Source organism: Kocuria tytonicola, from assembly GCF_003687455.1.
Taxonomy (GTDB): domain Bacteria; phylum Actinomycetota; class Actinomycetes; order Actinomycetales; family Micrococcaceae; genus Kocuria; species Kocuria tytonicola.
The window spans coordinates 1-13,054 of the sequence record NZ_PHOA01000069.1; the positions used below are offsets into that span (position 1 = coordinate 1).

Here is a 13,054-nt window from a genome sequence, read left to right on the forward strand (position 1 = left end):
CGTCGCCGCGGAGATCGAGTGGGCCAAGGTGTCCATGCACACCCCGGACACCTACGCCCCCGCGGCCGAGAACCGCGACATGCCCGCGGGCTACGACATCCGCACCATGCAGCGGCTGTACCAGTCCTACGAGGACCTCAAGGCGGACCGGCACCTCATCGACTTCGAGGACGTCCTGCTCATCACCGTGGGCATCCTGGAGGAGGACGAGCGGATCGCCGCGGCCGTGCACGCCCAGTACCGCCAGTTCGTGGTGGACGAGTACCAGGACGTCTCACCCCTGCAGCAGCGCCTGCTGGACGCGTGGCTGGGCTCCCGGGACGACCTCTGCGTGGTGGGCGACGCCTCCCAGACCATCTACTCCTTCACGGGCGCCACCTCCCGCCACCTGCTGGACTTCCCCGCGCGCTACCCGGGTGCCTCGGTGGTGGAGCTGATCCGCGACTACCGCTCCACCCCGCAGGTGGTCAACACCGCCAACCGGCTGCTCGCCGCGCGCCGTCCCGCGCCGGGCTCCACCCCGGACACGTGGGCCACACCGCTGCGCCTGGTCTCCCAGCGCCCCGCGGGGCCCGAGCCCACGTGGAACGAGTACCCGGACGACGAGGCCGAGGCCGCCGGCGTGGCCGTGCGCATCCGGGACCTCATCGAGGACGGCGTGCCCCCGCACGAGATCGCCGTCCTGTTCCGCACCAACGGTCAGTCCCAGGCGTTCGAGGCCGCCCTCGGGGACGCGAACATCGGCTTCCAGCTGCGCGGCACCGAGCGGTTCTTCAACCGTCCCGAGATCCGCCAGGCCCTCGTGCAGATCAGATCGGCCGCCCGCACCGTGGGGGCGGACCGCGCGGACGTGCCCCGTCAGGTGCGGGACATGCTGCACTCCCTGGGCTACACCGAGCGCGCCCCGCGCGCCGACAGCGCCACCCGCGCCAAGTGGGAGTCCCTGCGGGCGCTCGTGGCGCTCGCGGACAGCATGGCCGCGCGGGCCGCCGAGCAGGAAGAGTCCTTCACCCTGGCGGGCTTCGCCCAGGAGCTCGAACGCCGCGCCACCACCCAGGAGGCGCCGGTCGTGGACGGGGTGACCCTCGCGTCCCTGCACTCCGCCAAGGGGTTGGAGTGGGACGCGGTGTTCCTCGTGGGCCTCTCGGAGGGACTCATGCCCATCTCGTTCGCGGACACCCCGGACGCCATGGACGAGGAGCGCCGGCTGCTCTACGTGGGGATCACGCGCGCCCGGGAGCACCTGGTGTTCTCGTGGTCCCTGTCCCGCACCCCGGGCGGGCGCCCCAGCCGCGCCCGCTCGCGCTTCCTGGACGCCGTGCTGCCGCCCGCGCCGCGCACCCCCGCACGACGCCGCCCCGTCCGCTGATCCCCGGAGGCACCCTGCGCGCGCGACGCCGCTCCGGCCACCGAGCCTCGCGGTCGATGGCCGCGCGCCCCGGCACGACGCCGCTCCGTGCCTCGATCCCTGCGGCCGTGCGCCGCGTACGTCTCCGCTCCACCCACTCGTTCTGGTCGGCGGCCGCCGCGCGCTGGACGTCCCACCGCCCAACGCGCGGGTCGCGACCCATCCCCCCTGTGCCCCCGGCAGGAGCCGTCCGCGCACCGGAGGCGACGCCGCCCGGCGTGGCGGCTACGCGGCGTCGACCTCGGTCCAGAACTCCCGGGCCACGCGTGCGAACTCCTCGGCGCGCTCGACCATGGGGCCGTGGCCGGTGTCCGGGAACGTGTGGGTGCGGGCACCGAGGGCCCGGCCCGCGCGGGCCAGGTGCCGGTGGGGCAGCACCACGTCCTTGTCGCCCCACACCACGACCACGGGGACGCCCGTGGCCCGCACCCGCGGCAGCAGAGCCCGGCGCCAAGCGCCCTTCACGCCCGCCGGGGAGCCGAGGGAGCGCAGGATCTCCAGCATGGCGGCGGAGCCCCCGGGGCGCTGCGCCATCCGGTAGCCGTGCTCCACACGCTCGGGGGTGGCCAGCACGGGGTCGTGGTACATCGCCCGTTCCGAGCGCAGTGCCCCCTTCCGGCTGGGCGCCAGGGCGCGCTCGCCCACACCGGGGATGCTCGCGAGCCGCAGCGCGGTGCTCACGCCGCGCCCGAGGCCCGCGGAGTCCACGAGCAGCAGGCTGCGCACCAGCTCCGGGTGGTCGGCGGTGAGCTGCATGGCCACCGCCCCGCCCAGGGAGTTGCCCGCCACGTGCACGGGCGCCATGCCCTGAGCCCGCACGAACTCGGCGAGCCGCGCCGCCAGGTTCCGCAGGGTCATCGCCCCGGAGGGCCGCTCGGAGCCGCCGAAACCGGGCAGGTCCACGCTGTAGACACGGAAGGAGTCGGAGAGCAGCTCGTGCTGCTGCTCCCAGTCGGTGAGGCTGCGGCCGATGCCGTGCACGAGCAGCACGGGGGCACCCTCGCCGGACACGCGGTACTGCAGACCGTCCCAGTGCTGCAGGCTCATGCGGACACCTCCGCGTTGGTGGGCGCGGCCACGGTGAACTCCAGCTGGTCGTCCTTCTCCGCGCCCGGGCGGAACAGCACGCGGTCCCGGAGGTAGTTCTGCCGCACGTTCCACGCACCGTCACGGCCCTGGCGGGGCAGCAGGTGGGCTCCCCGCTGGATGTAGCCGGACGCGAGGTCGATGAGCGGACGCAGACCGGTGCGGGGCCCGGTGTAGCGGGGAGTCACGGCCACGGCACCCTCCCGGTCCATGCGGTCCAGCAGGCGGTGGAAGTACTCGGTGACCAGGTCCACGCGCAGGGTCCACGAGGAGTTCGTGTACCCGATGGCGAACGCCATGTTGGGCACACCGTCCAGCATCATGCCGCGGTAGCTCACGTGCTCCGAGGGGTCCACGGTCTCACCGTCCACCACGAGGTCCGTGGCCCCGAGGAACTGGACGTTGAGCCCCGTGGCGGTGACCACCACGTCGGCGGGCAGGTGGCTCCCGGAGGCCAGGTCGACGCCGTCGGTGGTGAAGCGCTCGATGGTGTCCGTGACCACCTCGGCGTGCTCCCCGCGCACCGCCCGGAAGAAATCGCCGTCCGGTGCGGCGCACAGGCGCTGGTCCCACGGGTCGTACTCCGGGGTGAAGTGCTCGTCCACCGGGAAGGTGGGGCCCAGGTGCTTCACGGCGCCGCGGTGCAGCAGCTCGCGCATGGCCTGCGGGCGGCGTCGGCTGAACTCGTAGATGGCCATGGAGCGCACGATGTTGCGCCAGCGGTTGGCCCCGCCCGCCAGACGCGGCGGGAGACACCGGCGCAGCTTCATGCCCGTCTCGTCCTTGCCGGGCACGGAGGCCACGTAGGAGGGAGAGCGCTGCAGCATGCTCACGTGCGCCCCGCGCTCGGCCAGGGCGGGCACGAGCGTCACGGCGGTGGCGCCGCTGCCGATCACGACCACCCGCTTGCCGGAGACGTCCAGGTCCTCGGGCCAGTGCTGCGGGTGGATCACGGTGCCCTGGAACTCGGGCAGGCTGGGCCAGTTCGGGGTGAAGCCCTCGTCGTAGCGGTAGTAGCCGGTGGCCATGAACAGCCAGCGGCCCGTGAGGGTGGAGACCTCGCCCGTGTGCACGTCCTCGTGGGTGACCGTCCAGGTGTGCGTCCGCGAGGACCACTCGGCGCGCGTGGCACGCTGCCCGAAGCTGATCCGGGACGTCACCCCCGCCTCCTCGGCCGCGGCGTGCACGTACTCCAGGATGGTGTCCCCCGTGGCCAGGCTGCGCTCGCCGGTCCACGGACGGCTGCGGTAGCCGAACGTGGCCATGTCCGAGTCGGAGCGGATGCCGGGGTACTGGAACAGGTCCCACGTGCCGCCGATCCTCTCCCGCGCCTCGAGGATGCGGACCGTGCGTCCCGTGCCCGCGAGCTCCCGGGCGGCCCCGATGCCGGAGATCCCCGCCCCGATGATGATGACGTCCACGTCCTGCGTGCTCATGCCGTTCTCCAACTCCCTGGCGTTCTCGCGTGCACCGCGTGGGCGGGTGCCCGCCGTGGTGGCCCTCGGCCACGTGCGGAGGCGGTGGGGCCGGGCCCGTGGTCGTCGCGGACCGGCTCGCGGGACGCGGCGGTGCGCCGCGGCCGTGCCGCCGGCGTCGGTCCCCGGTGGTCCGGGTACTAACGCGTGTTAGCTTGATGGAGCTCGAGTGTAACAGCTCACATCCGGCCCGCAACAGGGCGGCCCCGGCTCCCCGGTGGCTAGCATGTGGGGACCGATCGACGAGGAGACCCCACCACCATGCCGGCACGCAGCACCTCTCCGCGCCGCGCCACGAGCGCGGACGTGGCACGCCTGGCCGGGGTCTCCCGGACCACCGTGAGCTTCGTGCTCAACGACACCCCGGCGCAGTCGATCTCCGCGGAGACCCGACGCCGCGTGCTGGAGGCGGCGCAGTCGCTGGCCTACGCGCCGTCGGCGGAGGCCCGGGCCCTGGGCACCGGCCGCTCCACCACGGTGCTCGTCTACCTCCCGCCCGCGCGCTCGCTCTCCGAGGACATCGGCGAGCTCATCGAGCGGCTCTCGGATCTGTTCTCGGAGGCGGGCCTGTCGATGGTGATCCACGCGTGGAGCCGCCGCCCCGCCGCCCGGGTCTGGTCCTCCGTGACCCCCGCCGCGGTGCTCTCGTGGGACCTCGCGGACGACGACGCCGAGCGGATGCGCCGCAACGGCGTGCGCGGGGTGCTCTCGTGGACCGGGGCGGACGCGATGGGGCAGTGGATCACCGGACCGCGCGAGCAGGACATCGCCCGGGTGCAGGTCCACCGCCTCACGAGCGCGGGCCACCGGCACCTGGCCTACGCCGTGACCGGGGGCGACCACATGCACGGGGTGTCCCAGTGGCGGCACGAGATGCTCCGCCGCGAGTGCGCGGCGCGGGGACTGCCGGTGCCGGAGCTGCTGCAGGTCCCTGCCGATCCGCAGGGCGCAGCGGCGGTGCTGCGCGCCTGGCGGGAGCGCTCGCCCGCGGCCTCCGGGGTCTGCGCCCACGACACCACCGCGGCACTGGCCGTGCTGAGTGGCATGCGGCGTCTCGGCTGGACGGCGCCCGAGGACCTGGCCATCGTGGGGGTCAACGACTCCGCCGCGGCCGCCCTCGCGGACCCGCCGCTCACGATGGTGGCGCTGGACGCGGACGTCACCGCCCGGTACACCGTGGAGGTCATCACGGCCCTGGTGGCGGAGCGGCCCCTGCCCGAGGCCCCGGCCACGGGCGGGGCGAGCATCGTGGACCGCGGCTCCGTCTGACCCGGCCCGGGAGGGGCCCTGGGCGCGCGGTCAGGGCGCGGCAAAGGCGAGCGAACACAGGCACTGCGGGTTGGGCGGCAGCTCGCGGACGAGCAGCCCCCGCCGGAGAACCGGTCCACACGGTTCCAGCAGCAACGGCCCCGTTCCGCGCGGCCCGTTCATCTCCGGTGCGTGGTCGTCGCCTCGGAATGGCCGCCGCTCCGGGGTGGTGTGAGCCGTCATGGTGTCCCGTCCCAGTCCCAGCCCCGCGGCCAGGAGCAGCGCGGCGATCTCCCCGGCGGCACAGCTGCGGGTGACGGCGGTGAGCGGGGAGTCGCCGTTGGGCAGTGGCGCGCCCACGGTGTCCGGGACGACGTGGCGCGCCGTCCTGCGTGCCGACCGCACCGCCTCCGCAAGGCACTCCCGACAGGGGCGGTGCTCCCAGGACGTCCCGGGCCAGCGCAGCACGTTCGCCCCGTCGGCGGCCACCGTGAGGGTGGCCAGCGCGGGGTCCAGCGGGGGAGCGGATGGTGCCGCGAGGTCCGCCACGAGGTCCCCTGCCACGGACCACGCGTTGAGCACCACGGTCCCGGGCACCGCGGCGCTGGGGAAGAGCTCGGGGGCCGTGAGCGGCACGCACCGCGGGGAACGACGCCGCAGCACGCCTCTCAGGGCCAGTTCCCTCGGCTGCCCCTCCACCTCGGCGGGGTACGGTCCCCGGGCGATGTCGGACCGTGACACGGGCTGGGGATCCGCGACGTCGAGCAGGCACACCCCGGCGCCCACGAGGGCGCACGCGACCCAGGCCGCCAGGGGATCCAGGCCGTTCACGAACACGTGCAGCTCGTCCAGGGCGAGCTGGTCCCGGAGCGGGCCCGGCGGATCGGGGAAGCGCGGTGGGGATGTCATGGCCCCAGGATTCCCGTGCTCGCGCGTCCGGTCCACGGTGCCGGGGATGTCCACAGCACGGATGGCGGTTCTGCGTGTCCGAGCGGGATGGTGGACTGTCCCCATGCCCCGAGGACGCCACCGCACGCCGTCGACCCCCAGCACCGGGGAGCTCCCGGACGGAATGCCCGAGATCATCGTCCAGCGCAGTGCGCGCCGCACCAAGACGGTGAGTGCCCACTTCAGTGGCGACGCCGTGGTGCTCGCGGTGCCGCAGCGGGCCACACGGGCCCAGATCGCGCACTGGAGCGCCACCCTGGTGCCCAAGGTCGTGGCCAAGCGCCGTGCCGCGGAGTCCTCGTCCGCCCGGCGCGCCACGGACACGGTGCTCGAGGAGATGGCCGCTCGGCTCTCCCGCACCCACCTGGAGGGACGCGCGGTCCCCACGAGCATCACGTGGTCCACCCGGCAGCACACGAGGTGGGGTTCGTGCACCCCGACGACGGGCACCATCCGGATCTCACGGCGCCTCGCGGAAGCCCCCGAGTGGGTGCTGGAGACCGTGGTGCTGCACGAGCTGGTCCACCTGCTGGAGGCACACCACAACGAGCGGTTCTGGTCGCTCGCGCGGCGCCATCCCCGTGCCGGGGACGCCGCCCGGTTCCTGGACGGCGTGGCCTGGGCGGACGCCCACCCGGCAGGCGGCCCGGGCGCCGCGTGACGGTGAATCACCAGGGGAGGCTCGCGCTACCTGGCGGGGCGCGGATCTGGACTTGAACCGACCCCGGTGCGAGCACCGGGGTCGGACAGGCGGGGGAACCGAGCGGGCCGGGGGGTCAGGCGGGGGCGCCGCCACCGCCCTGGGGTCCGCTGTCCGGAGAGCGGGGGGCATCCCCGTTCTGCGCGTCGCCGTCGTCGCCGGGCCGCGCGGGGTCGTCGCCCGCATCCTGTGCCCCGTTGCCGGTGCCGTTCGCGGGACCCGTCCCGGAGGCGTTGTCGCCCGAGGCATCCGTTCCGGGCTCGTTCCCGGCCTCGTACCCGCCGGCCAGCAGCTTCTCGAGGGCGGCGTCCATCTCCGCGTCGCTCGCGGTGAGCAGCCCGCGCCGCTCCTCGAAGCCCTGGGGATCGTCCAGGTCCTCGTTGGTGGGCAGCAGCTCGGGGGACTCCCACAGACTGTCCCGCTCGGTGATCCCACGCTGCTCGGCCACGTAGTCCCAGAAGGACGCGGCCTCGCGCAGCCGGCGCGGGCGCAGCTCGAGACCCACCAGGGATCCGAAAGTGCGCTCCGCCGGGCCACCCTCGGCGCGGCGTCGGGCCATCATCTCGGTGAGCGCGGGTGCGGACGGGATGTTCACGGTGGAGGCCACCGTGACGCGGTTGACCCAGCCCTCCACGAGGGCCAGCACGGTCTCGAGCCTGGCGAGGGTGGCCTCCTGGCTCGGCGTCATCTCGGGACTGAACACGCCCGAGGAGAGCGCGTCCTGGATGCCGGACGGGTCCGAGGGGTCGAGGTCCCGTGCAATGGACTCGATCCGTTCCATGTCGATGTGGATCTCGGAGGCGAACGCGGTGATCAGGTCCAGCACGTGCTGGCGCAGCCACGGCACCCCGTGGAAGAGCCGGATGTGTGCGGCCTCGCGGATGGCCAGGTAGAGCAGCACGTCCGAGGCAGGCAGGTCCAGGTCCGCGCTGAACTCCGCGACGTTGGAGGGCACGAGCGCGCAGTGCTTGGGCGCCAGCGGGATGCCCACGTCCGTGGAGGAGAGCACCTCGCAGGACAGCGCCCCCACGGCCTGGCCCAGCTGCATGCCGAACATCATGGACCCCGCCCCGGACAGCATCCCGGAGAGGTCCGCGCCACCCATCGCCTGGGACAGCTCGGGCGGCAGCTGCTGGGTGAGGGCCTCGGACATGGCCTTGGTGACGGACGCGGCCACCGGGGCGGACATCTCCTGCCAGGTCTGCCAGGTGGCCTCGATCCACTCGGCACGGGCCCACGCGGAGGGCAGCACCGGGGCCTCGTCGAACGCGGTGTTGTCCTTGAGCCACAGGTCCGCGAGCTTCATGGCGTCGCTCACGGCGCCCTTCTGACGGTCCGTGACGGAGGGGTCACCCTTCTGGGAGGCCACCTGGCGCGCGTGCTGGTTCGCGAGCTCCCAGTTCACGGGGTCCCCGGAGTTCGAGGAGCTCATCATGGACTGGATCTGCTGGAAGATCATGGACATGGACTGCGGGTCCGTGGGCATGCCGGCGGGCATGTCACCCGGCTTCATGGCCCCGGAACCCATCAGACGCTCGAACATCTCCTGGAACGGATCCTTGGGGTTCTGGCCGTTCTCGTCGTTCGGAGGGTTCGCAGGCATGGGACCGCCAATCATCGAGGAAAGTGGGCTGAACTGCCTCCGAGTTTATCGGCCCGACCCCGGGGTGAACCATGGCCGCGGCCCCCAGTTCGCTGATGGCTCAGGTGCTCCACCCGCGTCTCTTCTGCCGAGCGGGGGCCGTTCGCCACGGGGTTCCGGCGGTCCCGGAGCATGCCGCGACCGGCCGGTGCGCGGCCCGCGCGGCCGGCCCGCGCTGCCGGCACGCCGACCGCGGGAGGGCGGCAGGGCGGCGTCGTCCGGCCGTGGCCCGGAAGCGGGCGCGGGTACGCTGAGCCATCGTGGACACCGCGCAGAACCCCGAGACCCAGACCACGCCCCGGACGAGCCGGTGGCGGCGGCTGGCGCGCCGGCAGTCCCTTCCGTCGCTCGCGCTCGCGGGCACCTCGGTGCTCATGGTGGCCGGTGTGGTGCTGCCGGCGCCCTACGTGATCGAGGCGGCGGGGCCCACGTTCAACACGGTGGGCACCGTGGACGACAAGCAGCTCGTGAAGATCGACGGCGCCCCCACGTACCCGAGCGACGGGCAGCTGGACCTCACCACGGTCTACGTCAAGGGCGGCCCCTCGGGCCGCGTGAACTCGATCAACGCGGTGCTCGGCTGGCTGGACCCGGCCCAGGCCGTGATCCCCGAGGACACCCTCTACCCGCCGGACACCACGCGCGAGCAGGTGGACGACTCCAACGCCGCCGCCATGACCACGTCCCAGGAGGACTCCGTGGCCGCCGCCATGGGCTACCTGGACAAGCCCTACACCACCACGCTCACGGTCCACGCCGTGGTGCCGGGCGGTCCCGCTGAGGGCGCCCTGCAGCCCGGGGACGAGCTGGTCTCCGTGAACGGCACCAGGGTCACCTCCCTGAAGCAGCTGCGCTCCCGGCTCGACGCCGCCGGCGCCCACGGAGCGGACGTCACCGTGCGCCGTGACGGCGGCACACGCACGGAGCACGTGGCGCTGACGCAGGAGCAGGAGACGAAGAGCTGGCAACTGGGGGTCTACCTCGTGCCGCGCTACGACTTCCCCGTGGACGTGGACTTCCAGCTGGAGCAGGTGGGCGGGCCGAGCGCCGGGATGATGTTCGCCCTCGGGATCGTCGAGGAGCTGACCCCGGGCTCCCTGGCCGGGGACCGCCACATCGCGGGCACCGGGACGATCACCGCGGACGGCACGGTGGGCCCGATCGGCGGGATCCGCCAGAAGCTCGTGGGCGCGGCGGACTCCGGCGCCGAGTACTTCCTGGCCCCCCGGGACAACTGCGACGAGGTGGTGGGCCACGTCCCGGACGGGCTCACCGTGGTGGAGGTGGGAACCCTCGGCGAGGCCGTGGGCGCGGTGGAGCACGCGGCGGCGGGCTCGGTGCAGGACCTGCCCAGCTGCCGCACCCGCTGACACCACGGGCGTGGATTGCACGGGTGCGGGGTGTCCGACACTCTAAGGTTGGTGGTGATCATCCCCAGATCTCCATCCGCGCCCAGCGAAGCCAGAGGTATGCAGTGACCGCCGGATCCACTTCACCCCGTCCATCCAGCAGGTCTGCGCAGGGCCGCCCGAAGCGGGGGGCGCTGCTGCCCACCGTGATTGCCGTGGTGGTCCTGATCGCGCTGTTCGTGGGTTTCACGCAGGTCTACACGGATGTCCTCTGGTTCGAGCAGCTGGGATACCTGCGGGTGTTCGTCACCCGCAACCTCTCTGTGATCGCACTGTTCGTGGTGTCGGCCCTGATCGTCGCGGCACTGATGTTCCTCAGCATGTGGCTCGCCCACCGCAGCCGGCCGCGCGACGGTGCCGTGAGTGACACCATGGCCAAGTACCAGCAGGCCCTGGATCCCGTGCGCAAGGTGGTGATGGCCGCCGTTCCGATCATCTTCGGGCTCTTCGCGGCCTCCACGGTGGCCTCCCAGTGGAAGACGGTGCTGCTGTTCTTCAACCAGGAGCCGTTCGGGCAGACGGACCCCCAGTTCCACCTGGACCTCGGCTTCTACGTCTTCACACTGCCGTTCCTGCGCCTGGTCATCGGCTTCCTGGTCACGGCGCTGCTGCTGGCCGGGGTGGCGGGACTGCTCATGCACTACGTCTACGGCGGCATCCGCATCCACGAGCGCGGGCTCACCACCACCCGTTCCGCACGCGTGCAACTCGGCTCCATCGTGGCGGCGTTCCTGGCGCTGCAGGCCGTGAACTTCTGGCTGGACCGCTACGCCACGCTGATCAAGGGCTCCGGGAAGTGGACCGGTGCCCTGTACACGGACGTCAACGCCGTGATCCCCACCAAGGGCATCCTGGCCGTGGCGGCGATCCTCGTGGCCGTGCTCTTCGTGGTGGCCGGGTTCATCGGGCGCTGGAAGCTGCCGGTCATCGGCGTGGCCATGCTCGTGGTGGTCGCCGTGGTGGCCGGCGGCCTGTACCCCTGGGCCGTCCAGCGCTTCCAGGTGACCCCCACCGAGCAGGCGCTGGAGAACGAGTACATCCAGCGCAACATCACCATGACCCGGCAGGCCTACGGTCTGGACAAGACCGAGGTCACCCCGTACGACGCCACCACCGAGACGGAGAAGGGCGCCCTGCGCCAGGACACGGAGACCACCTCCAACATCCGTCTGCTGGACCCCAACGTGGTGTCCTCGGCGTTCGCCCAGCTGCAGCAGTTCCGGCCCTACTACCAGTTCCCCGAGATGCTCAACGTGGACCGCTACGACATCGACGGTCAGACGCAGGACACCGTGATCGCCCCGCGTGAGCTGAACACGGACCAGATCCAGGGCTGGTACAACAAGTCGGTGGTCTACACCCACGGCTACGGCGTGGTGGCCGCGTACGGATCCCGTGTGCAGGCGGACGGCAAGCCCGAGTTCATGCAGGCCGGCATTCCCTCCAAGGGCCAGATCTCGGACGACTACGAGCCCCGCATCTACTTCGGCGAGAAGTCCCCGGAGTACTCTGTGGTGGGCGGTGCGGAGGGGGACGCGCCCCTGGAGCTGGACCGGCCCCAGACCAACGAGGGGGACGCCGCGGACGCCAAGACCACGTTCTCCGGCGACGGCGGGCCGAACGTGGGCAACCTGTTCAACAAGCTGTCCTACTCGATCAAGTTCCAGTCCACGGACATGCTGCTCTCGGACGCCGTGCGGCCCGAGTCCCAGATCCTCTACGACCGCAACCCCCGGGAGCGCGTGGAGAAGGTGGCTCCGTACCTCACGGTGGACGGCAAGCCGTACCCGGCGGTCGTGGACAACAAGGTGGTCTGGATCGTGGACGCCTACACCACGGCGGAGTCCTACCCGTACTCCACGCCGTCCGTGCTCCAGGACGCCACCAAGGACACGCAGACCGCGCAGGGCGCCACGGCCGCCCTGCCCGCGGACCGGGTCAACTACATCCGCAACTCGGTCAAGGCCACGGTCAACGCCTACGACGGCTCGGTCGAGCTCTACGCGTGGGACGACCAGGACCCGGTGCTGAAGTCGTGGCAGAAGGTCTTCCCGAGCACTGTGAAGCCGTACTCGCAGATGTCCGCGGACCTCATGAAGCACGTGCGCTACCCGGAGGACATGTTCAAGGTCCAGCGCGAGCTGCTCAACCGCTACCACGTCACGGACGCCAACAGCTTCTACGCGAACGACGACGTCTGGTCCGTCCCGAACGACCCCACCCAGCAGAACCGGGACGTCCCGCAGCCGCCGTACTACCTGTCCATGCGGATGCCGGGGGAGAAGAAGGCGAACTTCTCGCTGACGTCCTCCTTCATCCCGCAGCAGAACGAGTCCGGCAACACCCGCAACGTGATGTACGGGTTCCTCTCCGCGAATGCGGACGCGGGCACGGGCAAGGCGGGGGAGAAGAGCCCGGAGTACGGCAAGCTGCGGCTGCTGGAGCTGCCGCGCTCGTCCTCGGTGCCGGGCCCGGGCCAGGCGCAGAACAACTTCAACTCGAACACCGCGGTGTCCAACGAGCTGAACATCCTGCGCCAGGGCGCCTCCGAGGTGATCAACGGCAACCTGCTGACGCTGCCGGCCGGTGACGGCATGCTCTACGTGCAGCCGGTCTACGTGCAGTCCTCCGGCGATGCCGCGTACCCCACTCTGCGCAAGGTGCTCGTGGGCTTCGGCGAGAAGGTGGGCTACGCGCCCACGCTCGACGGCGCCCTGGACCAGGTCTTCGGCGGCCAGTCCGGCGCCACGACCGACAAGGGCGCGGGCATCAGCGAGAAGGCCGCGGACGCCGCCCAGGGCGGGGGCGGCGAGAAGCAGGACGGTGACAAGGCCAGCCCCTCGCCGTCCGCCTCGCAGCCCTCGCGCTCGGCGTCCCTGCAGGAAGCGCTGGACTCGGCCAACAAGGCCATGAAGGACTCGGACCAGGCCATGAAGGACGGCGACTGGACCAAGTACGGCGAGGCCCAGGACCGGCTCAAGCGGGCCGTGGAGGACGCCATGGCCCAGGAGGGGCAGAGCAAGTAGGTCTCGGCTCTGCCCGCACGCACGAGGGCGGCCGCCGGAGTGATCCGGTGGCCGCCCTCGTGCGTGGCCCACCCTCGCTCCCGGCCCGGTGCGCGACGGACGACGGGGGAGC

At 72.2% G+C, this 13,054-nt stretch carries 9 protein-coding genes; 5 read left to right on the top strand and 4 right to left on the bottom strand.

Annotation, left to right across the window (positions count from 1 at the left end):
- Positions 1-1,369 (top strand): ATP-dependent helicase (locus CWC38_RS08285; protein ID WP_133306241.1); only part of this gene is annotated, 1,369 nt, incomplete at its 5' end.
- Between the two features lie 264 nt (positions 1,370-1,633).
- Here CWC38_RS08285 and CWC38_RS08290 read toward each other — a convergent pair.
- On the bottom strand, positions 1,634-2,455 hold the full coding sequence (locus CWC38_RS08290; RefSeq protein ID WP_121846308.1) for an alpha/beta fold hydrolase: 822 nt from the start codon (positions 2,453-2,455) through the stop codon (positions 1,634-1,636).
- On the bottom strand, positions 2,452-3,930 hold the full coding sequence (locus CWC38_RS08295; protein WP_121846309.1) for a flavin-containing monooxygenase: 1,479 nt from the start codon (positions 3,928-3,930) through the stop codon (positions 2,452-2,454). Before CWC38_RS08295 ends, CWC38_RS08290 begins: the two co-directional genes overlap by 4 nt.
- A 300-nt stretch (positions 3,931-4,230) precedes the next feature.
- On the opposite strand from CWC38_RS08295, the gene CWC38_RS08300 reads away from it, so the two are divergent.
- Positions 4,231-5,238, top strand: a complete 1,008-nt coding sequence (locus tag CWC38_RS08300; RefSeq protein WP_121846310.1) for a LacI family DNA-binding transcriptional regulator — start codon at positions 4,231-4,233, stop codon at positions 5,236-5,238.
- 30 nt (positions 5,239-5,268) lie between these two features.
- On the opposite strand, the gene CWC38_RS08305 is transcribed toward CWC38_RS08300, so the two are convergent.
- Entirely contained in the window at positions 5,269-6,126 is an 858-nt protein-coding gene (locus CWC38_RS08305; protein ID WP_240625170.1) for a hypothetical protein, read from the bottom strand.
- Between the two features lie 103 nt (positions 6,127-6,229).
- On the opposite strand from CWC38_RS08305, the gene CWC38_RS08310 reads away from it, so the two are divergent.
- Positions 6,230-6,826, top strand: a complete 597-nt coding sequence (locus tag CWC38_RS08310; RefSeq protein WP_240625171.1) for a M48 metallopeptidase family protein — start codon at positions 6,230-6,232, stop codon at positions 6,824-6,826.
- 115 nt (positions 6,827-6,941) lie between these two features.
- Here the strand turns inward: CWC38_RS08310 and CWC38_RS08315 are convergent, their stop codons facing one another.
- Positions 6,942-8,468: a zinc-dependent metalloprotease gene (locus CWC38_RS08315; protein ID WP_121846312.1), complete on the bottom strand. Its 1,527-nt coding sequence runs from the start codon at positions 8,466-8,468 to the stop codon at positions 6,942-6,944.
- A gap of 299 nt (positions 8,469-8,767) precedes the next feature.
- Between CWC38_RS08315 and CWC38_RS08320 the strand changes: the two genes are divergently transcribed.
- Together CWC38_RS08320 and CWC38_RS08325 are read left to right on the top strand one after the other, a co-directional pair.
- On the top strand, positions 8,768-9,877 hold the full coding sequence (locus CWC38_RS08320; protein WP_240625172.1) for a YlbL family protein: 1,110 nt from the start codon (positions 8,768-8,770) through the stop codon (positions 9,875-9,877).
- Positions 9,878-9,981: 104 nt separating this feature from the next.
- Positions 9,982-12,942, top strand: a complete 2,961-nt coding sequence (locus CWC38_RS08325; RefSeq protein ID WP_121846314.1) for a UPF0182 family membrane protein — start codon at positions 9,982-9,984, stop codon at positions 12,940-12,942.
- Positions 12,943-13,054: the final 112 nt, after the last annotated feature.

Excerpts from the sequence above, each read along its gene's own strand:
- CWC38_RS08290 (WP_121846308.1), bottom strand. The coding sequence starts at position 2,455 with ATGAGCCTGCAGCACTGGGACGGTCTGCAGTACCGCGTGTCCGGCGAG.
- CWC38_RS08295 (WP_121846309.1), bottom strand. The coding sequence starts at position 3,930 with ATGAGCACGCAGGACGTGGACGTCATCATCATCGGGGCGGGGATCTCC.
- CWC38_RS08300 (WP_121846310.1), top strand. The coding sequence starts at position 4,231 with ATGCCGGCACGCAGCACCTCTCCGCGCCGCGCCACGAGCGCGGACGTG.
- CWC38_RS08305 (WP_240625170.1), bottom strand. The coding sequence starts at position 6,126 with ATGACATCCCCACCGCGCTTCCCCGATCCGCCGGGCCCGCTCCGGGAC.
- CWC38_RS08310 (WP_240625171.1), top strand. The coding sequence starts at position 6,230 with ATGCCCCGAGGACGCCACCGCACGCCGTCGACCCCCAGCACCGGGGAG.
- CWC38_RS08315 (WP_121846312.1), bottom strand. The coding sequence starts at position 8,468 with ATGCCTGCGAACCCTCCGAACGACGAGAACGGCCAGAACCCCAAGGAT.